Origin of the sequence: Nakamurella multipartita DSM 44233, from assembly GCF_000024365.1 — a bacterium.
GTDB lineage: Bacteria > Actinomycetota > Actinomycetes > Mycobacteriales > Nakamurellaceae > Nakamurella > Nakamurella multipartita.
Map to the genome: position 1 here is coordinate 3,249,270 of NC_013235.1, position 21,985 is coordinate 3,271,254.

The following is a 21,985-nucleotide window of genomic DNA, read 5'->3' on the forward strand; positions in this document are numbered from 1 at the left end:
CTCCGCGCGAGCTACAGCCCGGCCCCGAAGCAGGTGAAGGGGGCCGGGTCGTCCTCGGTCTCGGCGGCCGTCTTGATCGCCCCGGCCAACGCGATGGCCGGGCTCTCGCCCTTGTACAGGCGCTGGTGGTAGGCGGTCATCACGGCGGCGGCGACCCGGTCGGAGATGCGGCTGGTGCCGGCCACCACCGTGCTCACGCCACTGCGCAGCAGGGCCGCGACCAGCCCGAGCGGCTCACCCCCGGGCCGGTCGTCGGTGCGGCCGACATCGCAGCTGGAGAGCACCACCTGGGACGGCAGCGCCGGATTGGGCGCGACGTCATAGCCGTAGAGCAAGCCGTCGGCCAGCAGCACCCCGGAGAACAGCGGGTTGTCCGGTTCGTGGTGGCCGTGCGCGGCGATGTGCACCAGTCCCCCGTGCGGGATGGCGTCGAGCACCGCGCGGCCGGTCGCCGCCTCGCCGACGAGCAGCTCGGTGGGCCCGTCCGACGGGCAGGACGAGTACACCTCGGAGACCACCTGGGCCTCCTGGATCCCGTGCGGCACCTCGGGTCCGGCGACGGCGAGCACCCCGTGCCGGAATTCCTCGGCCGTGCGGCCCATGCCGGCCACTGCGGCAGTCACCGACGGGCTCACCGAGATGGCCCGGCCGGACAGCCCGGGCAGCAACGCCCAGGGCACGATGGCGGCCGACCCGGCCGCGGCCACGATCACCGGGCCGTCGTCGACCAGCGGTTCGACCGGCGCCGCGATGTACTCCGCCACCCGGTTCAGGCCGGACTCTAGGGACGTCCGGGCGACCCGGCGCAATGGGGCCAGCACGCGGTGGTCGGCCAGGATGTTCAGGTCGCCGATGATCCGGTTGAGGGTGGACTCCAGCCCGAAATCGGGTCCGAGCTGCAGGTACCGGGCGCTGCGGGCGGTGATCACCAGGGCGTGGAAGCGGCCGGCGCCCCGGAACGGCGCGACGATGCTCACGCCGCCGGGCCCGCCGTGATGGCCACCGGCCGTCGCCAGCCGCCGCTGCACGGCCGCCAGGGTCAGCGGCCGGTTGACCGCGCCGCTGCCGCCGACCAGCCACGACCGGGATCGGACCCGGCGGCGTAGCTGGTCGACCTCGTTCTCCAGATCCGGGTCGGGTTCGCCGGCCAGCTGGGCCTGCCGCGCCCGGAAGGTGGCCACCCGCAGCTGGGACAGCTCCTGAGCCAGCACCCCGTCGGCGGACGGGCGGACGGCGGCCAGCCGGGTGCTCGCCGCCCGGGACCGTTCCAGCCACTGCAGGATCGCGGCCGGCGACCGGGTCTGCAGGGCGGTGCGCAGGCCCAGCCGGGTCAGTTCCAGGCCGTGCACGGCCGACGCCGACTGCAGGTCCTGGGAGCCGAACCGGGCCTGATAGGCGGCCAGCTCGTCCAGCCCGCGCCGGATGTGCAACAGCCCGGCCGACCGGTTGCCCTGGGCGAACTCGACCCGGGCGTTGACCACCCGGGTGTGCAGTTCGGTGGCGATCAGCGGCAGCCGCGGGGCTCGCGACCGGGACCGTCCCACCCGGGTGGTCGCCCGGCCCAGTTCGGCGGCCAGGCCGGCGGCCTGCTCGGCCCCGGCCAGGTCCCCCACCTCCAGCAGCGCCTGCGCCTGCAGCAGCCGAACCGCCCGCGCGTCCTCGACCATGCCGTTGTCCAGCAGGGTGCGAGCCAGCGCGTCGGCGAGCTCGGCGTCGGCGCGGGCCCGCCGCGGCGACGGCGGTCGCCGGCCGGCCCGGACCTGCGCCTGCGCCCGGGTCTCCATCACCCGGGCGGTGAGCACCCCTCGCGCGTGATGGGCGGCGGCGAAGGTTCGCGCGGCCCGGCGGGCCGCCGACCGGGCGGCGTCCGCGTCGCCGGCGAGCAGGTCGATCTCGGCGGTGACCAGCAGGGTGTCGGCCAGCTCGACCCGGGAGCGCTCCGCGGCGAAGTGCCGTTCGGCCTGCTCGGCGACCTCCTGGGCCTCGGCCAGCAGCCCGGCCGCGAGCAGGACCCGGGCCCGATCGAGGGCGCGGACGCCGGGGCGGACCTGCGCGCTCAGCTCCTGCGCCCGGGTCATCTCCTGCAGCGCGCCGGGCAGATCGCCCGAGACGTACTTGACCAGGCCGAGATTGTGGGTGGCGATGACGACGGCTGCGTCCAGACCGGCCTGCCGGCCCAGGTCGGCGGCGGCCTGGCAGTCGATCTCGGCGGCGTCCAGGCGGGCCTCGGCCAGGTGCAGCATCCCGCGCCACAACCGGGCCCGGATCAGGTTGTGCCGCGATCCGCCGGCCCGCGCCAACGCCTCGACGGCGGCATCGAACTGTTCGCCGGCGGCGGCCAGCCGCCCGGTGCGGGCCAGGAGCACTCCCCGGGACGCCTGCACCACCGGCAGGGTCGACGGGCTGGCCGCGACCGCGGCGTCCAGCAGGGAGGTGGCCGGCTCGATCTGGCCCAGTTCGACCTGGGCGTCGGCCATGGTGATCAGGATGCGGGCCCGCAGCGCCCCGGCGACGTCGGCCGGGAGCCGCTCGTGGCCGAGCCGGGCCAACGCCCGGCCGCCGAGCCGGTAGCCGGTGTCGGGCCGGCCCAGATCGACGTGTCCGCGCGCCTGGGCCCACAGCTCGGCGGCGGTCGGTGCCGCTGGTGAGCCGCTCGTCGTCACCCCACCAGCATCCACGGGTGCCGCGGAACCGACATCTCGGGGGTCACCGGGCGCCCCGGGCGGGTGAATCCGGCCGGTTCGCGGTCCTTACAGGTGCACGGCCGGGGTGACCACGGGCAGGGTCAGCGACGGGTCGGAATCCAGCGTCGGGTGCAGCACGAGCTGGGCCGGGCCGGTCGGCACGGCGTCGAAGACGAACCGGCCGGACTCGTCGCATTCGGCGGTCATGGTCGCCTCGCCGACCCGCAGTTCCGCGTGCAGCCGGCCGCCCGGTGCGGCCCAGCCGTCGAGCCGGACCTTGCCGTCCCGCTGCGGATTGACCACGACCATGACGGTCAGGTTGTCGCTGGCGAAGGTCACCCGGCGGGCATGCTCGACCGATCGGGTGCCGGCCGCCCCGGCCACCGCGAGCTCGGATTCGACCAGGCGGGCGAACTCGGCCTCCAGGTCGTGCCCGTCCAGTCCGAAGAGCACGAGGTCGGGCAGCATCGGCGGCATCGGGTCGACCGCGTCGTAGATCGCCTGCAGGTCGGCCAGGATGCGCAGGTCGGCCCGGTCCATCGGGGCGACCGCGGCCTCCTCCTCGGGCGTGTCGTCCCAGTCGAAGCCGGCGTCCAGGTCCAGGCCACCGAGCAGGTCCGGGAGCCGCACGCTGCCGTCGAACGGAACCGGGTGGCGCTCGTTGTCGGCCGCACCGGCCGTATTGGCACTGGTTGCGCTCATGTCCAGTCTCCCCCGTCGAGTCGGGCCCGCAGCTTCGCCAGACAGCGGCCTCGTGTCGGACCGATGGAACCCACCGGTATGCCCAGATCCACCGCGATGGTGGCGTAATCAGGTCGTGGTGCGAAGGCGATGACCGCCAGCAGGCGCCGGCAGCGTTCGGACATCTCGGAGACCAGCGCCCACAGTCGTCGTTGCTGGTCGGTCAGCACGGCGGCGTGTTCGGCGGACGGCGCCCGGGGCAGGTCCTCGTCGGTGGGTTCCTCACCGGAACGCTTGGCACTGTTCGCGCGTTCCCGCCAGGCCAGCCGGCGCAGGCTCACGGTCAGCCAGCGGACCACGGCCAACGGGTCGCTGATGCTGTCCTTGCTGCGGACCAGGGACATGAACGTCTGCTGGACGACGTCCTCGGCCTCGGCGGCGGACAGGCCGCACTGCCGGGCGGTGTGCCAGAGCATGGGGCTGACCAGGCGGACCAGGGTGTCGATGGCCCCGGGCACCCCGTTGCGGTACTCCTCGAAGGCGGTGCCGGCGCGGACTACGAGATCGCCGACATCCCGGCGCCGCAGTCCCTCCGGAGTGGTCCCCCGGGTGGCCGGTGGGGCTGTGGGCGCTGCCGGTCCGGTCGGCCCGGTCGGCCCGGTCGGCGCTGTCGCCCCCTGGCCCTCGGCAGACTCGGCGGTCTCAGCGGAGACAGACGTCGCGGTGGTCACGGTGTCCTGGTCAGAGCCGATCACGGTCGAACTCCCCTTTCCGGTCGACGACCGACCACATCCGGGGACGCGGAACGCGACGGACGCTGGAGCGCACGGTTCCTCCCGGATGTGACGGGTCGACGCAAGCTGCTGGCGACCATGGTGTCGGGTTCAAGCAGGCGTCAACAGCAGCTTAGGGGCGGTTCTTTCGATCGGGATAGGACCTGCACCCCTCAGCCAGGCCCTACCTGAACATGCACAGGACGGGGCCGCCGGGCCGGGTGATACGCGTCCGGGCAACTCGTCGGCCGACGCGGACGTGATGTGGGTCACAGTGCAGTGACCCCTGGACGGAGGGGTCGGTCAGCCCTGGTCGGGTTCGGCCGGGTCCGCCTCGGCGGCCGGGGCGTCGGCGACGTCGGCGGCCGCGGGCGGCGCGAGCAGGGTGGCCAGCAGCGCGGCCGGGATGCGGCGGAACGTGCGGCCGACCGCGGAGCGGTCGAGCACGGCGACTTCCAGCTGGGTGGGCAGCAGCTCGCGGGGCGGGTTGTCGCCGGTGGAACCGAGCGCGGTCACCGCGGCCCGCAGCGCCGTCGGCAGGTCCCAGCCGGCCCGGAAGGAGGCGTTGAGCGCGGTGATGACCGGCTCGTTGACCCCGCCCATGACGACGAACTTGCGCTCCTCGACGATGGAACCGTCATAGGAGATGCGGTAGAGCTGGTCACCGGTGCCGGGCGAGCCGTCCGCCGCGGGCGGCGCCCCGGCCGGCCGGGGCGGGCGCGGCGGGCCGACCTCGGCCACGCAGATCTCCACCTCGAACGGCTTCTGGTGCTCGGAGAAGATCGAGCCGATGGTCTGGGCGTAGGCGTTGGCCAACCAGCGGCCGGTGACGTCCTTGCGGTCGTAGGAGAAGCCCCGCACGTCGGCCAGCCGGATGCCGGCGGTCCGCAGGTTCTCGAACTCGTTGTACCGGCCGGCCGCGGCGAAGCCGATCCGGTCGTAGATCTCGCTGACCTTGTGCAGCGCCGGCGAGTGGTTCTCCGCGACGAACAGCACACCGCCCTCGAACAGGGTGACCACCACGCTGCGGCCGCGGGCGATGCCCTTGCGGGCGTACTCCGAGCGGTCCCGCATGAACTGTTCGGGAGAGGCGTAGATCGTCGGCATGCTCACGGCGGGTGGTTCTCCTCGAACGATGTAGTGGTCGGGCGGCCATCAGGGGTCGGGCGGGCCGTCGAGTGGGCCGGGTGGACTCAGCCGCCCGGGTTGACCATGCGGCCGGCCACCACGGCCTCGGCCACCACGCCCACCTCGTCGTCGGACCAGCGGACGGCCCCCTGCGCGGTGATCGCAACCACCACCGGGAAGATCCGCCGGGTCAGGTCGGGACCGCCGGTGGCGCTGTCGTCGTCGGCCGCGTCGTACAGGGCCTCGACCGCGGTCCGCACCGCACCGGGCAGGTCGGCCGCCGCGTTGTACCGCTTCTTGAGCGCCGACCGGGCGAAGGTGGAGCCGGAACCGACCGCGTAGTAGTCGTGCTCCTCGTACTTCCCGCCGGCGACGTCGTAGGAGAAGATGCGGCCCCCACCGGGGCCGCGCTTGACCGGGTCGACCTCGGGATCCTCCTCGACCCCGGCGAACAGCGGCACCACGGCCAGGCCCTGCATGGCCATGCCCAGGTTGCCGCGGATCATCGTGGCCAGCCGGTTGGCCTTGCCGTCCAGGGACAGCCGGACGCCCTCGATCTTCTCGTAGTGCTCCAGCTCCAGCCGGAACAGCCGCACCATCTCCACGGCCAGCCCGGCGGTGCCGGCGATGCCGATGGCCGAATGGGAGTCGGCGACGAAGACCTTCTCGATGTCCCGCTGGGCGATGATGTTGCCCATGGTGGCCCGCCGGTCGCCGGCCACCACCACGCCCTGCTCGCAGGTCAGCGCGACGATCGTGGTGCCGTGCGGGACGGCCGGAGCGGCCCCGGCCGGCTGAGCGCCCGCGCGGCCGGGCAACAGATGCGGCTCCGCCCCGGCCAGGAACTCGGTGAACGACCCGCTGCCGGGCCGCATGTATGCCGCCGGGATGGCCGAGACCGGCCAGCGCCCGACCTGACCGTCAACGGTCACTGGCCACCCTTCTGCACATACGACCGGACGAAGTCCTCGGCGTTGGACTCCAGGACGTCGTCGATCTCGTCGAGGATGTCGTCGGTTTCCGCGGCCAGCTTCTCGCGTCGTTCCTGACCGGCTGCATCGGCGCCGGCGGCGTCGTCGTCGCCGTCCCCGCCGCCTTGCCGAGTGGTCCGCTCCTGGGCCATTTCTGGTCTCCGATCTGTTGCACTACGCGCGAGGATACCGACGAGCTCCGACCGTGCGCCGCAGGCACCCGGTCGGCCGAGCACGCCTCACCGGCGGGTGAGTGCGTCGACCAGTTCGGTCGCGTCCGCGGCGGCGTCCAGCAGGGCCCCCACGTGCGCCTTGGTGCCCCGGGTGGGCTCCATGGTCGGGATGCGCACCAGCGATTCCCGGCCGATGTCGAAGATGACCGAGTCCCAGGACGCCGCGGCCAGGCGGTCGGCGTACTTGGACACGCAGCGGCCGCGGAAGTAGGCGCGGGTGTCCTCGGGCGGATCGGTCATCGCCGCGGTCACCTGCTCCTCGGTGACCAGCCGCTGCATCGACCCGCGGGAGACCAGCCGGTTGTACAGACCCTTGTCCATCCGCACGTCGGAGTACTGCAGGTCGATCAGGGCCAGCCGGCCGGCGCCCCAGGCCAGCCCGTCGCGGCTGCGATAGCCCTCCAGCAGCCGCAGCTTGGCCGGCCAGTCCAGCTCGGAGGCCAGGTCCATCGGGTCGTGGGCCAGCCGGTCCAGCACGCTGATCCAGCGGTCCAGCACGTCCCGGGTCTGCTCGTCGACGTCATCGCCGTACTCGGCCTCGACGTACTTGGCCGCCGCCTCGTGGTAGGCCCGCTGCACGTCCACCCCGGTCAGCCGGCGGCCGTCGGTGAGCGGGACGGTGACCTTGAGCGTCGGGTCGTGCGAGATCTGGTGCACCGCCGCCACCGGGTGGGCCAGCTCGACCGACGGCAGCGCCCAGCCGGACTCGATCATGGCCAGCACCAGGGCTGCCGTGCCGACCTTGAGGTAGGTGGCGATCTCAGCCAGGTTCGCGTCCCCGATGATCACGTGCAGGCGGCGGTGCTTGTCGGCGTCGGCGTGCGGCTCGTCGCGGGTGTTGATGATGCCGCGCTTGAGAGTGGTCTCCAGGCCGACCTCGACCTCGATGTAGTCGCTGCGCTGGCCGAGCTGGAAGCCCTCGGTCTGCCCGGCCGGCCCAATGCCCACCCGCCCGGCGCCGGCGAAGACCTGCCGGGTGGTAAAGAACGGGGTGAGGCCGGCGATGATCGCCGGGAACGGGGTGTCCCGGCTGCACAGGTAGTTCTCGTGGGTGCCGTAGGAGGCGCCCTTGCCGTCGACGTTGTTCTTGTACATCTGGATCGGCTTGGACCCGGGCAGCGAGGCGGCCAGCCGGGCCGCCGTCTCCATCACCCGCTCGCCGGCCTTGTCGTAGAGCACGGCGTCCAGCGGGTTGGTCACCTCGGGGGCGGAGAACTCCGGGTGGGCGTGGTCGACGTACAGGCGGGCCCCGTTGGACAGGATCACATTGGCCGCACCGATGTCGTCCACGTCCGGTTCGGCCGCCCCGAACAGCGAGGACAGGTCGTACCCGCGGGCGTCCCGCAGCGGCGATTCCACCTCGTAGTCCCACCGGGGCCGGCGGGCCCGGGGCGCGGCCACCGAGGCGGCGTAGGCCAGGACCACCTGGGTGGAGGAGATCACCGGGTTCACGCCCGGCTCGCCCGGCACCGAAATGCCGTACTCGACTTCGGTGCCCATGATGCGACGCACACTCATACGAAGAATCTAGCCGCCGGTTCCTGGGGCAGGATCGGGTGCATGGATCCCGCACCGTCTTCCACCGCCCGGGACGGGACCGACGCGACCTCGCTGGAAGTGATCCGTCGCCGCTGGGACGCCCTGCGCACCGGCCGCCAGCGGCGGCACCGCTCGATCGGCGAGCTGCTGGAGATCGACCGGGGCGTCATCGTGCAGACCGTCAAGGTGGCCGTCTCAGCCGGTCTGTCCTGGGCACTGGCCCAGTGGTGGCTGGATTCGCCGGCGCCCATCTGGGCCCCGATCACCGCGTCCCTGATCGCCCTGCTGACCGTCCGCGCGTCGATCCGGGACGCCGCCGAGAAGGTGCTGGCGGTCACCCTGGGCATCCTGGTGGCGATCTGGTTGGGCAGCATCATCGGCCTGCACGCCTGGTCGATCGCGCTGATCGTGGCCATCGGCTTCCTGGCCGGCAAAGTGCTGCGCCTGGGCCCGGGCGCGGCCGCGCAGATCCCGATCAACGGGCTGTTCGTGCTGGCCCTGGGCAGCTCCGGGATCGAGCAGCGGTTCCTGGACACACTGATCGGCGCGGGCGTCGCGGTCGTCGTCAACTTCGTCATCATCCCGCCCAACCACGTCGCCGCGGCCACCCGGGCGGTAGCCACTCTGGCCGACGGCGTGGTCGACGCGATGAGCACCATGGCCACCGGGATCGGTCGGCCCTGGCCCTCCCGGGACGCGATGGCCTGGCTGCTCGACGCCCGGGCGCTGGGCCGGCTGTCGGCCGGCGCCGAGGGTGAGGTGGGCAAGGCCGCCCAGTCGTTGTCGCTGCATCCGACCCGCGCGTCCTGGGCGGCGTCGATGACCCGGCTGCGGCAGGCCAACGAGACCCTGCAGGTCGTCGAGCTGCAGTGCCGCACCATTGCCCGGACCGTGCGGGACCTGTCGGTGAAGATTCCCGAGCGGGACGGCCGGCAATTGCCGATGCCGATGGCCTCGGCCATGCTGCTGGCCACCGCCGACGCGGTGGAGGCGTTTGCCCACACCGTGCTGCGGGCCGAACGCGGCGCATCCGTCGAGGTCATCGCCGGCCCGGCGCACCGCGCCATCACCATCGCCCGGGAGCGGATCGAGGCGATCAACACCGATCTGGGCGACATGCTGGCCGCCAACCTGTCCCGCGGGGTGTTCCTGAGCGCGCTGGTCGTCGAGACCGGCCGCGTCCTGGACGAGCTGGACGCGGGGCTGGCCGCCCTGGACAGCGACTGACCCCCGGCCGCTCCCCCGGATGCTTCGCTGATCTTTCCCGCGCCGAACCGGACACGCACCCCCCGACGGCGCGGCTTTGATCAGTCACCCTGTCCCTTCCGGTGACGCCACGACGGCGTGAAAATGGGTGGTGGGTTGCCTGTCGACGCCGATTCGTTCGCTTGAGCTTCGAGCCCGTTGATCAGTCTGGCGCCGGGGCCCGACCTTGACGGGTCACGCACTGTTGCTTCGAGCACGCCGGTCAGATTTTCGGTTCCCGACCGAGGCCCCCGGGCAGCCCGCCGTGGCGGTGGTGCACCTCAGGGAAGGAGCGACGCGGTGTGATGACCAAACAGGTCGAGGAGATCCTCGACGAACCCCATGAACAGATCGTGCAGCGGGTCTGCGCGATCGACGTGGGCAAGGACTCGGGCACAGTCTGCGTTCGCGTACCAGCCGCGTCCGGGACGGGTCGGCGAGTGAGCAAAGTCTGGGACGTCCCGGCCCGAACCAGAGCGGTCCTGGGCCTGGCCGCACAGCTGTCAGACCAGGGCATCGAGAAGGTGACCCTGGAATCGACCTCGGACTACTGGCGGATCTGGTTCTATCTGCTGGAAGCTCATGGCCTGGACGTGCAGTTGGTCAATGCCCGCGATGTCAAGAACGTCCCCGGTCGCCCCAAAACGGACAAGCTGGACAGTGTGTGGTTGGCCAAGCTCACCGAGAAGGGGCTGTTGCGTCCATCGTTCGTGCCATCAGCGCAGGTCCGGCAGTTGCGCGACTACACCCGGATGCGGGCCGATCTGACCGGCGACCGGACCAGGTACTGGCAACGGCTGGAGAAGCTGCTGGAGGACGCCCTGATCAAGGTCACCTCCGTGGCGAGCAGGATCGACACCCTGTCCGTCCGGGACATGATTGAGGCCCTGATCGCGGGCCAGCGGGACCCGCGGGTTCTGGCCGGCATGGCCCGCGGCCGGATGCGGCTCAAGCACGCCGACCTGGTCGAGTCGCTGACCGGTCAGTTCGACGATCATCACGCCGAGCTGGCCCGGATGCTGCTGCATCAGATCGACACGCTGACCGATCAGATCGACGTCCTGACCGCACGCATCGAGGCACTCCTGGCCAGGTTGCCGGCCGGTAACACCCCCGATCCGGACCGCCCCGCACCGGATGGCCAAACTCGGCCCGGTACGAGGGCGAACGCACCCGCCGACGAGGCGGCCCAGCGCCGGACACCGCCGACGGCCGCAGACATGATCAAGATCCTGGACCAGATACCCGGGATCGGCCCAAGCAACGCACAGGTCATCATCGCCGAGATCGGGCTGGACATGAGCCGGTTCCCGACCGCTGGCCATCTGGTGTCCTGGACCCGGCTGTGCCCCCGCACGATCCAGTCCGGGAAACGATCAACAACCGGTAAGACCGGCAAGGGCAACCGTTACCTGCGCGCCGTGCTCGGTGAAGCGGCCGCGACCGGCGGCAAGACCCAAACCTTCCTGGGAGAACGCTATCGACGCCTGATCAAACGCCGCGGCAAACTCAAAACGATCGTCGCCATCGCCCGATCCATCCTTGTCATCATCTGGCACCTGCTCGCCAACCCCGGCACGACCTTCCACGACCTCGGCGTCGACTTCAACGACCAACGCATCGACATCGGACGCCGAACCCGTAACCACGTCCGGCAACTCGAAGCCCTCGGCTTCAACGTCACCCTGACCGCGGCCGCCTAAACCCGACACCCACTCAACCCGATGGTCACCACCACGGGTCACCCTTGGCTGCCCAACGGCACGTTGATTTTCCGGTCAGCGAACCGGTGGTGGGGGCGCCGGGTTGGTCTGGGGTCAGTGCCAGGCCAGGTCCGAGCGCTGGGCCCAGTAGCCGGCCGGGGCCATGGCCGCCGGGGCCAGCTCGGCCAGGTCCTGCTCGGTCAGCGTGACCGCGTCGGCCCGCAGATTGGCGTGCAGCTGGTCGACGCCGGCCGCGCCGAGCAGCACCCGGTCGGCCCAGGGCTGCTGGGCCACCGCGGCCAGGGCGACCGCGTCGATGCCGGCGTCGTGCCGCCGGGCCACCGCCTGCAGCGCCGGTGGCGGGTTGAACACCAGCCGGCCGTTGGCCAGCGATTCCTTGACGACCACGGTCAGCTCCCGCCGGGACGCCTCGCGCAGCGCCGGCCCGGCGCTGGGTTCGAGCAGGTTCCAGGTGGCCTGCACCGCGGAGAACAGCCGCGCCCCGTCGACGTCGATCTCCATCGCCCGCCGGATGATCTCGGCCTGCTGCGGGCCGGAGGACGAGAAGCCGATCGCCACCCCGTGGTCGCGCAGCTCGCCCAACGCCGCCAGCAGCGGGCGGTCGTCGAACAGCGGCGAATCCAGGGTCAGCGAATGCACCTGGTAGAGGTTCAGCCGGGGCAGGCACGCGCGGGTCAGGGCCAGCTGGGCCCGGAAGTGAGCCAGCGAATGGTCCTTGACCTCGTGCACGGCGGCCTGCATGTCCCAGTCGCCGACGTACCGGTAGCCCCACTTGCTGGAGATCGTCGGGGCCCGGTCGGCCCACCGCGGGTCGGCGGCCGCGCGGGCCCGCCACCAGTCGCCGACGAACTCCTCGGCCCGGCCGTAGGAGCGGGCGGTGTCGATCCAGTCGACGCCGGCGGCCACCGCGGCGTCGAGCATGACGGCGGTGTGCGCCCGGTAGGACTCCACCGACCGGTCGGCTGGCAGTTCGGACCCGCTGCCGGTGTTGATGTAGGCCGGCCGGCCGAGCACGGCGGTACCCAGGGCCCAGCGGGCCCGGCGCGGGCGACCCCGGCGATGGGCGGTGGGGGGCGAGCTGAAGATCGGGTCGGGCACGGGCCCGAACTTACCCGGGCGCCGTGCGCGCTCCCCAGCCGGAAAGAGACGGAAACCGCCGGAGACCGACCGGCCGCGCCGTCCGGGGACGGCGCGGCCGGTGTGGGCCTGGCTCGGCGAGAGGGCTTACAGGTACTGCCCCGTATTCGATGCGGTGTCGATGGCCCGCGAGCCCTCGGACTGCTTGCCGGAGACCAGCGTGCGGATGTAGACGATCCGCTCGCCCTTCTTACCGGAGATGCGCGCCCAGTCGTCGGGATTGGTGGTGTTCGGCAGGTCCTCGTTCTCGGCGAACTCGTCGGTGATCGCCTCGAGCAGTTGGGACACCCGCAACCCGTTGACGCCGGTCTCGATCCGCGACTTGATCGCCGACTTCTTGGCCCGGTCGACGATGTTCTGGATCATGGCCCCGGAGTTGAAATCCTTGAAGTACAGGACCTCCTTGTCCCCGTTGGCGTAGGTGACCTCCAGGAAGCGGTTCTCGTCGGTCTCGGTGTACATCCGCTCCACGGTGTGCTGGATCATCCCGCTCAGGCAGGCCTGACGGTCCCCGCCGAACTCGGCGAGATCCTCCGGGTGGATCGGCAGCTCGGTGACCAGGTACTTGGTGAAGATGTCCCGGGCCGCCTCGGCGTCCGGCCGCTCGATCTTGATCTTCACGTCCAGCCGGCCGGGCCGCAGGATGGCCGGGTCGATCATGTCCTCGCGGTTCGACGCGCCGATCACGATGACGTTCTCCAGGCCCTCCACGCCGTCGATCTCGCTGAGCAGCTGGGGCACGATCGTGGTCTCCACGTCGGAGGAGACGCCGGTGCCGCGGGTGCGGAACACCGAATCCATCTCGTCGAAGAACACGATCACCGGGGTGCCGTCGGACGCCTTCTCCCGGGCCCGCTGGAAGATCAGCCGGATGGTCCGCTCGGTCTCGCCGACGTACTTGTTGAGCAGCTCGGGACCCTTGATGTTGAGGAAGTAGCTGGTGTGCGTCTCCTCGCCGCGCAACGCGGCCACCTTCTTGGCCAGCGAGTTGGCCACCGCCTTGGCGATCAGCGTCTTGCCACAGCCGGGCGGGCCGTAGAGCAGGACGCCCTTGGGTGGGCGCAGCTTGTACTCGCGGTACAGGTCGGCGTGCAGGAACGGCAGCTCCACGGCGTCGCGGATCTGCTCGATCTGCCGGGTCAGGCCGCCGATGTCCTCGTAGGCGACGTCCGGCACCTCTTCCAGCACCAGGTCCTCGACCTCGGACTTGGGCACCCGTTCGTAGGCGTAGCCGGCCTTGGAGTCGATCAGCAGCGAATCGCCGGGCTTGAGCGCGATGTCCATCAGCGGGGCGGCCAGGTGCACCACCCGCTCCTCGTCGGCGTGCCCGACGACCAGTGCCCGATCGCCGTCCAGCACCTCGCGCAGCGAGCAGACCTCGCCGATGACGTCGAACTGGGCCGCCTCCACCACCGTCAGCGCCTCGTTCAGCCGCAGCTGCTGACCGCGCTTGAGCTGCTCGACCTCGACCGTCGGCGAGACGGCCAGGCGCATCCGGCGGCCGCCGGTGAACACCTCGGCGGTGCCCTCGGGCCCGGCGGACAGGAACACCCCATAGCCGCTGGGCGGCTGGGCGAGCCGGTCCACCTCCTCCTTGAGCTGGAGCAACTGGGCCCGGGCATCACGCAAGGTGACGACGAGCTTTTCGTTGCGTTCGGACAGCGCGTTGATCCGGTTCGCCGACTCGGTGAGTTGGCGTTCCAGCGGACGCGTGTCCGTGGGGGTGATGGCCAGCCGGCGGCGCAGCTGGGCGATCTCATCGTTGAGGACCCGAATCTGGGCAGACAGTTGCGCGGGGGTCTGGCGGTAACCATCGGCGGGACTGGAATCCCGTTCTGCCTCTTCCGAGGAGTCGTAGCCGGTCACATTGCCCTCCCTCAAGACGGACGCTGCAAAAAGCAAGCCTACCTGCGACTTCCGCGCCCGGGACGGAGGTCGACGGCGACGTGGCTCACGGGCCGGTTGCGGGCCCGTCACCGACACAGAGGCGCGACGCGCCGACCGTGATGCCGTTGAGCAGGCAGTTTCGCATGCGAAAAGATCCACTCGACCGGGCGGGTCGGGAACCCGATCGGTGCCACCCGCCGCGGGATTGTTACCGGCCCGTCATCGGCCGACAATGTGCCCGGCCGGACCGGACCGGTTCAGCGACCGCTGGTGGTGGGTCGCCGCTGCGGGCGCGGGGTGGTCACCCCGGGGGCCAGCCGGCGGGCGGTCAGCAGGAACGCGGTGTGCCCGGTCATCCGGGCCGGACCGCGAGCCCGACCAGGTGCCACGAGCGGTGCATCGTCTCCCACCCGTAGGGCTCGGTGAAGCCGCCGTGCAGCCGGATGTCCTCGGCAATCCGGGACAGCTGGGTGGTGGTCGGCACGTAGACCGTCAGCACCCCGCCGGGGACCAGGCAGTCCGCGACGGTCGGTAGCACCGCCCAGGGTTCGAGCATGTCCAGCACCACCCGGTCGACCGGTTCCCGGTGCTCGGCCAGGTCGGCGACGGTCAGGAACCAGTTGTCCGGGCGGCCACCGAAGAACCGCTCGACGTTACGGATGGCGTGATCGGCGTGGTCCTGCCGGACCTCGTAGGAGATCACCCGGCCCTGCTCGCCCACGGCGCGCAACAGCGAGCAGGTCAACGCGCCGGACCCGGCGCCGGCCTCCAGCACGGTCGCCCCCGGATGGATGTCCCCCCAGTGCACGATCTGGGCGGCGTCCTTGGGGTAGATCACCGCGGCACCCCGCGGCATCGACATGACGTAGTCGGTCAGCAGCGGACGCAGCGCCAGGTAGGCACTGCCCCCGGCCGAGGTGACCACGCTGCCCTCGGGTTGCCCGATCAGGTTGTCGTGGGCCAGCGCGCCGCGGTGGGTGTGGTAGGTCGCCCCCTGCTCCAGGACGACCGTGTACTTGCGTCCCTTGGAATCGGTGAGCTGCACCCGATCCCCCGGCCGGAAGGCCCCCCGCACGTCAGACTCGCTCAACCGCTCTTCCTTCCGATGGTTCGGTTGTGATGGGCCCGGGGCACGGCCAGCAGGTCCGCGGCGCGGACGATCCCCGTCGGCGTGCCGGACGCGTCGACCAGCACGAACGGATCGATCGGCGCGCGGCGCGCCCGTGCCAGCACCTCGTCGGGGTCTTCGCCGGCGAAGACGATCGCGGCCGGGGTGATGGGCCGGGTGACCAGGGATGCGGGCGCCGCCGGGTCCCGTCCGGCCAGCTCGCGGGCGGCCGGCTCGTCCAGTACGCCCCGGGCGATGCCGTCGGCCTGGACCAGGATGACCGCGCCCGCGGCCGCGGCCGCCAGCGCGGCGTGCACCGGTACGTCGGTCCCGAGCCGGACCACCGGCCGGGAGATCGAGGCGAGCGCGACGCCGGCCGGCCACGAGGTCGAGATCGGCTCGCCGGTCTCGGAGTCATCGGAGCCCACATCGCCGCCCTCGGCGATCACCCCGACGACCACGAAAGCGGCCATGACTACGGCGATCCCGGCCGGCAGCAGCGCCGTCGACCCCTCCCGGACCAGTTGCCAGACGGCCCAGCCGGCCAGCGCGGCGGCCAGCAGGTACCCGCCGACCACGGCGGCGACGGTGCCGGCCCGGCGGCTGCCGGAGGCGCCCCAGATGCCCGCGCGGATCACCCGCCCGCCGTCCAGCGGCAGCGCCGGGAGCAGGTTGAACAGGGCGATGATCAGGTTCGACAGGGCGAGCAGCAACAGGACCAGCCAGCCCAGGGTGCCCGCCTGGGTGGGCTGCAGGGCCAGCCAGAAGACGCCGGCGAGCAACCCGGAGACGGCCGGCCCGGCCGCCGCGACCAGCGCCTCGGCCCGCGCGGTCCGTGGCCCGGCGGCCAGCTCGCTGACCCCGCCGAGCAGGTAGAGCCGCACCGCGATCACCTCGATGCCGACCCACCGGGCGACCACGCAGTGGCCGAGTTCGTGGGCCAGCACGCTGACCCCGACCAGCACCCCCAACAGCGAGGCGACCAGCACCGCGAGCGGGGTGCCGGTCTGCGGGACGACCCGCTCGACGACCGGGACGCCGAGGACGGCAATGACCACGACCGAGGCGATCCAGGACGGGGTGAGCAGGATCTGGACCCCGGCGATGCGGCCCACCGGCCAGCCGCGGGCCGCGGAGAACCGGGGCCGGTCGGCGCCGCGAGGACCGGATGTCACCAGCGCAGGGTAGTGCCGCAGGCCGCCCCGGTTGCGCGCCCGGCTGGATGATCGACCGCGCGGCGGGACGTGAGCCCGGCCGGGCGACCACTGCTGCGGCGCGCTGCCCCGGCACTGTCGGAGCCTCGCCCTACCGTGATGGGCATGACGGTGACCATGGCCCAGCCGGTCGGCACGGACCCGGCCGAGGCGTCCGAGGCGTTCGGGGAGGCGGCCCGGCCGCGCCGGCCGCTGGCCCTGTCGCCGTCCCGGGCCAGCGACTTCAAGTCCTGCCCGCTGCTGTACCGGCTGCGGGCGGTGGACCGGTTGCCCGAGCCGCCCAGCCCGGCCGCGGTGCGCGGCACGCTCGTGCACACCGTGCTGGAGGAGATGTTCGGCCGGCCCGGGCCGGAACGCACGCCCCGCCGGACGGCCGAGGCGGTCGGCCCGGCCTGGGAGCGGATGGCCGAGCAGTGCCCGGAGCTGGTCGGGATGCTGCCCGACGAGGCGATGGCCGGCTGGCTGGACTCGGCCCGGGACCTGGTGCGCAGCTACTTCCGGCTGGAGGATCCGCGCCGGTTCGAGCCGCAGGCCTGCGAGTACGCGGTGGAGATCGACACCGTGGACGGGGTGCCGCTGCGCGGGTTCATCGACCGGCTCGACCTGGCGCCGACCGGCGAGCTGCGCATCGTCGACTACAAGACCGGGCGCTCCCCCGGCCCGGACTTCGAGGGCCGGGCGCTGTACCAGCTCAAGTTCTACGCCCTGATGATCTACCGGCTGCGCGGCGTGGTGCCGGCCCAGCTCAAGTTGATCTACCTGGCCGACGGCCTGTCCCTGCAGTACGCGCCGAGCGAGTCCGAGCTGATCGGCTTCTCGCACGCGGTCGGCGCCTTGTGGCGCGCGGTCACCGCGGCCCTGGAATCGGGCAACTTCCCGGCCCGCCGGGGCCCCATGTGTCGCTGGTGCACCCATCAGGCGCTGTGCCCGGAGTACGGCGGCACGCCCCCGCCGTATCCCGGAGCACCGTCTCCCGGAGCATTGTCTCCCGGACCGCCGGCGGCTGGAGCGCCGATGACGGTCGTCGGTGCGGACCCGATCGGGCCAGGGGTCACAGCCGGCACGTTCTGATGTCCGAAGCCAGGATCGCCTTGGCGCCCAGCTCGAACAGCGCATCCATCACCGGGTTGACCTCGTTGCGGCGGACCATCGCGCGCACCGCCCGCCAGGCCGGGTCGGCCATCGGCGAGACCGTCGGGGACTCCAGGCCGGGGGTGATCGCGGTGGCCCGGTCCAGCAGCTCGACCGGGCAGTCGTAGTCCAGCATCAGGTACTGCTGGGCGAAGACCACGCCCTGCAGCCGCTTGCTGACCTGGCGGGCGGCGGCCGACGGCTCGGTGTCCATCCGGGCCAGCAGCACCGCCTCGGACTTGAGGATCGGATCGCCGAACGCGACCAGCCCGTGCTGGCGCAGCGAGCGACCCGAGTCGACGACGTCGGCGATGGCGTCGGCCACGCCCAGCTGCACGGAGATCTCGACGGCGCCGTCCAACCGGATGACGTCGGCGGCGATGCCGTGCGCGGCCAGGTCGTTGCGGGTCAGGTTCGGGTAGGAGGTGGCGATCCGGGCGCCGGCCAGGTCGGCGATGTGCCAGTCCTTGTGCTCGGGGCCGGCGTAGCGGAACGTCGAGTAGCCGAAGCCCAGACCGACCAGTTCCTGCACCGGGGCGCCGGAGTCGGCGGCCAGGTCGCGGCCGGTGATGCCCAGGTCCAGCTTCCCGGACCCGACGTACACGGCGATGTCCTTGGGCCGCAGGAAGTAGAACTCGACGTCGTTGGCGACGTCGAGCACGGACAGGTCACGGGACTCGTGCCGTCCCCGGTACCCCGCCTCCCGGAGCATCGAGGCGGCCGGTTCCGACAGCGTGCCCTTGTTGGGCACGGCGACTTTCAACATTGCTGCGCTTTCTGCTTCAGGAGCGACCAGACCCACCGCGGGGGCCGGCTCACAGGTACCGGTAGACCTGCTCGAGGGTGACGCCGCGCCCGATCATGATCACCTGGGCCCGGTACAGCAGCTGGGAGATCTCCAGGGCGAGGCTGTCGTCGTCCTCGTGCTCGGCGGCCAGCCACACCTCGCCGGCCTCCTCGAGCAGCTTCTTGCCCTGGGCGTGCACTCCGGCGTCCAGGGCCTGCACGGTGCCCGAACCCTCCGGACGGGTGCGGGCCCGGTCGGTGAGCTCGGCGTACAGGGCATCGAACGTCTTCACGGTGCTCGATTGTGGCAGAGGTCCGGGGTCGCGCCGACCGCCCGCCCGCCAACCCGGCGGGCGGCCGGGGCCGGATCAGCCGGCCAGGAACCACGCGGCGGTGTTGCCGCCGAGCTCTGCCAACCCCTGATCGGCGGTCGCCGAACTGCTCAGCAGCAGGGTCGCGCCGGCGCAGGACGGCGGCAGCGGCAGCGGCTCGTCGGTGAAGTTGATCGCGCACCGGAACTGGCCGCGGGCCAGCACGAGCATGCCGTCGGGGGCGTCCAGCCACTGCATGGGACCGTCGCCGAGCTCAGGCCGCTCGCGGCGGATGCGCAGGGCCCGCCGGTAGAACTCCAGGGTCGACGCCGGGTCGCCGGTCTGGGCCTGCACGGACAGCTCGCCGAAGACCGGCCGCTGCGGCAGCCATGGGGTGCCGGCCGGGCCGAACCCGTACGGCGCCTGCGTGTCCGACCAGGGCAGCGGCACCCGGCAGCCGTCGCGGCCCAGCCGCTCCCCGCCGGAGCGGAAGAAGATCGGGTCCTGGCGCCACTGCGCGGGGATATCCAGAACCTCGGGCAGGCCGAGCTCCTCGCCCTGGTAGACGTAGGCCCCGCCGGGCAGGGCGAACATCAGCAGGGTGCCGGCGCGGGCCCGGTCCAGGCCGAGCTGGCCGCCGCCGAAGCGGGTCGGGTGCCGGACCACGTCGTGGTTGGACAGCACCCAGGTGGCCGGCGCGCCGACCGCCCGCAGGTTGGCCATCGTCTCGTCGATGACCCGGCGGTAGTCGGCGGCGTCCCAGGTGGCCTGCAGGAAGTCGAAGTTGAAGGCGGTGTGCAGCTCGTCGGGCCGCACGTAGTCGGCGAAGCGCTGCGGGTTGGGCACGTACGCCTCGGCGCAGAACACCCGGTCCCCGCCGAACTCGTCGACGACCGCGCGCCAGCCGCGGTAGACCTCATGGATCTCGTCGCGGTCCCAGTGCGGGTGGTCGTTGGTGTTGGCCGGGGTCAGCAGGTGCCCCTCGGCCCCGCCCGGCAGGTCGGCCAGGTCGGCGTCCTTGGCCAGCCCGTGCGCGACGTCGATGCGGAAGCCGTCGACGCCCAGCTTCATCCAGAAGCGCAGGATGTCGTGGAACTCGGCCACGACCTCCGGGTTGGTCCAGTCCAGGTCGGGCTGCTGCGGGGCGAACAGGTGCAGGTACCACTGCCCGTCCGGCACCCGGGTCCAGGCCGGGCCGCCGAAGTTGGACACCCAGTTGTTGGGCGGCAGCTCGCCGTTGGCGCCGCGACCCTCCCGGAACAGGTACCGAGCGCGCTCCGGGCTGCCCGGGCCGGCGGCCAGCGCGGCCTGGAACCAGGCGTGCTGGTCCGAGGTGTGGTTGGGCACCAGATCGACGATCACCCGCACGTTCGCGCGGTGACATTCGGCGACCAGGTCGGAGAACTCCGGCAGGGTGCCGAAGACCGGGTCGATGTCGCGGTAGTCGGCGACGTCGTACCCGGCGTCGGCCTGCGGCGAGGGATAGAACGGGCTGATCCAGATCGCGTCGACCCCCAGGTCGACCAGGTACGGCAGCCGGGATCGGATGCCGGCCAGGTCGCCGATGCCGTCACCGTTGCCGTCGGCGAAGCTGCGCGGGTAGATCTGATAGATCACGGCCGACCGCCACCACGACGGCTCGGCGGCGGTGACGGGCACGGGCTGGCTGTTTGCGGACATCGACGACCTCGGGCAAGTGGAAACGGATGGGGTGACCGGATTCGGCTCGGTCAAGTTAACCGCTTCACCAGCCCTCGGGTCAAGGATCGATCTCAGCTGTGCGGTGAGTCACGGGTTGTCCTGCACTCTGGTTATTTGTTAACCGCGTGATTAGGCTGGACCGATGCCCCGACGCCGACCCGATCGGCCGACCCTGGCCACCGTGGCCCAGGCGGTCGGCGTGTCCACGGCCACCGTCTCCTACAGCTTCAACCGCCCGGACAAGGTCTCGACCGCGGTCCGCGCCCAGGTGCTGGCCGAGGCCCGGCGGCAGGGTTATTCGGGGCCGGATCCGGCCGCCCGGCAGCTCAGCCGCGGCCGCACAGACACCCTGGGCCTGCTGTTCACCGACGAGTTGCCTTATGCCTTCACCGATCCGGCCGCGATCGCCTTCATCCAGGGCCTGGCCACCAGCTGTCGCAGCGCCGGCCTGAACCTGCTGCTGGTCTCCACCGACTCCTCCGGCGGCCGGGCCAGCGCGGTCGACCACGCGATCGTCGACGGGTTCGTCGTGTACTCGGTGACCCCGGACGACCCGCACCTGGCCCGGATCCTGGAACGCCGGCTGCCCACCGTCGTGGTCGATTCGCCCGCCGACGTCCCCGGGGTGGACTGGGTCGGTCCGGACGATCACGCCGGCGGCCGGGCCATGGGCGAGCTGGTGACCGGGCTGGGCCACCGGCGCATCGGCATCCTGACGGCCGGGGCCCGCCCGTTCTACTCGGGACCAACCGGCCTGGCCACGATCGAACGGGCCGTGCCGACCCTGGAGCGCTCGCGCATCCTGGGCTTCGCGCAGGCCCTGGCCGCGGCCGGCATCGAGGACCTGCCGATCGAGCAGCGACCGACGAACACCCCGGAGTCCGGCGCGGACGCCCTGCACGCCCTGCTGGATCGCCGCCCGGACCTGACCGCGGTCTGCGCGATGATGGACCTGCTCGCCCTCGGCGCGCTGGCCGCCGCCCGTGAGCGCGGCCTGGAGGTGCCCGGCGAGCTGACCGTGACCGGCTACGACGACATCCCCGAGGCGGCTGCGGCCGGCCTGACCACGGTCAGCCAGCCCCTGCTGGACAAGGGACGGATCGCCGGTGAGCTGTACCTGAGCCGGCGACCGGGCATGGCGCCACGCCGCCGGGTACTGCCGCTGCACCTCCAGGCCCGCCAGTCCAGCGGACCGCCGCGCTAGCCGCCGCCCCCCGCTCGCCCACCCCGCGGCCACCGCGCGCAGCCGGTCTCGGTGTGGCGGCCGCCACAGCCCGTATCTCCTCACCGGCCTGATATTCTTCAGCAGTTGCAAAACTTCGCAATTGCCTAGGAGTCCAGTTGGCTACGCCGCTCTACCAATTGAAGGCGGAGTTCTTCAAGACGCTCGGCCATCCGGTCCGGATCCGGGTGCTGGAGCTGCTTGGCCAACGTGAACACGCGGTGTCCGAAATGCTCCCGGAGGTCGGCGTCGAGGCGGCCAACCTGTCCCAGCAACTGGCCGTGCTCCGCCGGGCCGGATTGGTCGCCAACCGCAAGGAGGGCTCGGCGGTGTACTACTCGCTGACCACCCCGCAGCTGGCCGATCTGCTGGCCGTGGCCCGCGCCATCCTCACCGAGGTGCTCACCGAGCAGGTCGGGCTGATCCAGGACCTGCAGGCGCCGATGGGCCCGCCGGCCGCCACCGAAACCGCGAACCAGACCCCGGCCAGCCGGTGACCGCGCCGTAGTG

18 protein-coding genes and 1 pseudogene are annotated in these 21,985 nt (G+C 72.0%); 5 read left to right on the plus strand and 14 right to left on the minus strand.

Features of this window, described 5'->3' with window-relative positions; all coding sequences use genetic code 11:
• Positions 1-11: 11 nt before the first annotated feature.
• The 7 genes from NAMU_RS14630 to dop form a co-directional block, all read right to left on the minus strand.
• On the minus strand, positions 12-2,663 hold the full coding sequence (locus NAMU_RS14630) for a CHAT domain-containing protein (RefSeq protein ID WP_015748177.1): 2,652 nt from the start codon (positions 2,661-2,663) through the stop codon (positions 12-14).
• Between the two features lie 87 nt (positions 2,664-2,750).
• Positions 2,751-3,386: a hypothetical protein gene (locus NAMU_RS14635; RefSeq protein WP_015748178.1), complete on the minus strand. Its 636-nt coding sequence runs from the start codon at positions 3,384-3,386 to the stop codon at positions 2,751-2,753.
• Positions 3,383-4,120: an RNA polymerase sigma factor gene (locus tag NAMU_RS14640; RefSeq protein ID WP_015748179.1), complete on the minus strand. Its 738-nt coding sequence runs from the start codon at positions 4,118-4,120 to the stop codon at positions 3,383-3,385. Before NAMU_RS14640 ends, NAMU_RS14635 begins: the two co-directional genes overlap by 4 nt.
• A 321-nt stretch (positions 4,121-4,441) precedes the next feature.
• The gene (gene prcA / locus NAMU_RS14645; protein WP_015748180.1) at positions 4,442-5,251 is read right to left on the minus strand and encodes a proteasome subunit alpha; all 810 of its coding nucleotides are present in this window, start codon (positions 5,249-5,251) and stop codon (positions 4,442-4,444) included.
• 80 nt (positions 5,252-5,331) lie between these two features.
• The gene (prcB, locus tag NAMU_RS14650; protein ID WP_052308190.1) at positions 5,332-6,141 is read right to left on the minus strand and encodes a proteasome subunit beta; all 810 of its coding nucleotides are present in this window, start codon (positions 6,139-6,141) and stop codon (positions 5,332-5,334) included.
• Between the two features lie 53 nt (positions 6,142-6,194).
• Positions 6,195-6,389 carry a ubiquitin-like protein Pup gene (locus NAMU_RS14655; protein ID WP_015748182.1) on the minus strand — a complete coding sequence of 65 codons (195 nt, stop codon included), beginning with the start codon at positions 6,387-6,389 and terminating at the stop codon, positions 6,195-6,197.
• Between the two features lie 87 nt (positions 6,390-6,476).
• Positions 6,477-7,982 (minus strand): depupylase/deamidase Dop, encoded by a 1,506-nt coding sequence (dop, locus tag NAMU_RS14660; protein WP_041370692.1) that lies wholly within the window; start codon positions 7,980-7,982, stop codon positions 6,477-6,479.
• Positions 7,983-8,030: 48 nt separating this feature from the next.
• On the opposite strand from dop, the gene NAMU_RS14665 reads away from it, so the two are divergent.
• Positions 8,031-9,236, plus strand: a complete 1,206-nt coding sequence (locus tag NAMU_RS14665; RefSeq protein WP_015748184.1) for an FUSC family protein — start codon at positions 8,031-8,033, stop codon at positions 9,234-9,236.
• Positions 9,237-9,559: 323 nt separating this feature from the next.
• Entirely contained in the window at positions 9,560-10,957 is a 1,398-nt protein-coding gene (locus NAMU_RS14670; RefSeq protein ID WP_041368389.1) for an IS110 family RNA-guided transposase, read from the plus strand.
• Between the two features lie 114 nt (positions 10,958-11,071).
• Here the strand turns inward: NAMU_RS14670 and NAMU_RS14675 are convergent, their stop codons facing one another.
• The 4 genes and pseudogenes from NAMU_RS14675 to NAMU_RS30020 form a co-directional block, all read right to left on the minus strand.
• Positions 11,072-12,076: an aldo/keto reductase gene (locus NAMU_RS14675; protein WP_015748185.1), complete on the minus strand. Its 1,005-nt coding sequence runs from the start codon at positions 12,074-12,076 to the stop codon at positions 11,072-11,074.
• A gap of 126 nt (positions 12,077-12,202) precedes the next feature.
• Positions 12,203-13,981 (minus strand): proteasome ATPase, encoded by a 1,779-nt coding sequence (gene arc / locus NAMU_RS14680; protein ID WP_015748186.1) that lies wholly within the window; start codon positions 13,979-13,981, stop codon positions 12,203-12,205.
• A gap of 278 nt (positions 13,982-14,259) precedes the next feature.
• A pseudogene (locus tag NAMU_RS14685) lies at positions 14,260-15,077 on the minus strand (tRNA (adenine-N1)-methyltransferase).
• Between the two features lie 11 nt (positions 15,078-15,088).
• Entirely contained in the window at positions 15,089-16,285 is a 1,197-nt protein-coding gene (locus tag NAMU_RS30020) for a site-2 protease family protein (protein WP_169312506.1), read from the minus strand.
• Positions 16,286-16,441: 156 nt separating this feature from the next.
• Here NAMU_RS30020 and NAMU_RS14695 point away from each other — a divergent pair, with 156 nt between their 5' ends.
• The gene (locus tag NAMU_RS14695; protein ID WP_138180741.1) at positions 16,442-17,395 is read left to right on the plus strand and encodes a RecB family exonuclease; all 954 of its coding nucleotides are present in this window, start codon (positions 16,442-16,444) and stop codon (positions 17,393-17,395) included.
• Here NAMU_RS14695 and hisG read toward each other — a convergent pair.
• From hisG to NAMU_RS14710, 3 genes are all read right to left on the minus strand, one after another.
• On the minus strand, positions 17,376-18,221 hold the full coding sequence (gene hisG / locus NAMU_RS14700) for an ATP phosphoribosyltransferase (protein WP_015748189.1): 846 nt from the start codon (positions 18,219-18,221) through the stop codon (positions 17,376-17,378). The genes NAMU_RS14695 and hisG overlap by 20 nt on opposite strands.
• Before the next feature lie 49 nt (positions 18,222-18,270).
• Positions 18,271-18,534: a phosphoribosyl-ATP diphosphatase gene (locus NAMU_RS14705; RefSeq protein ID WP_015748190.1), complete on the minus strand. Its 264-nt coding sequence runs from the start codon at positions 18,532-18,534 to the stop codon at positions 18,271-18,273.
• Positions 18,535-18,609: 75 nt separating this feature from the next.
• A complete protein-coding gene (locus tag NAMU_RS14710) occupies positions 18,610-20,232 on the minus strand; it encodes a glycoside hydrolase family 13 protein (protein ID WP_015748191.1) in 1,623 nt (540 codons plus the stop codon).
• A 163-nt stretch (positions 20,233-20,395) separates the two neighbouring features.
• Here NAMU_RS14710 and NAMU_RS14715 point away from each other — a divergent pair, with 163 nt between their 5' ends.
• Together NAMU_RS14715 and NAMU_RS14720 are read left to right on the plus strand one after the other, a co-directional pair.
• Complete coding sequence (locus NAMU_RS14715) at positions 20,396-21,457, plus strand: LacI family DNA-binding transcriptional regulator (RefSeq protein ID WP_015748192.1); 1,062 nt, start codon at positions 20,396-20,398, stop codon at positions 21,455-21,457.
• 137 nt (positions 21,458-21,594) lie between these two features.
• Positions 21,595-21,972 (plus strand): ArsR/SmtB family transcription factor, encoded by a 378-nt coding sequence (locus NAMU_RS14720; RefSeq protein WP_015748193.1) that lies wholly within the window; start codon positions 21,595-21,597, stop codon positions 21,970-21,972.
• Positions 21,973-21,985 lie beyond the last annotated feature (13 nt).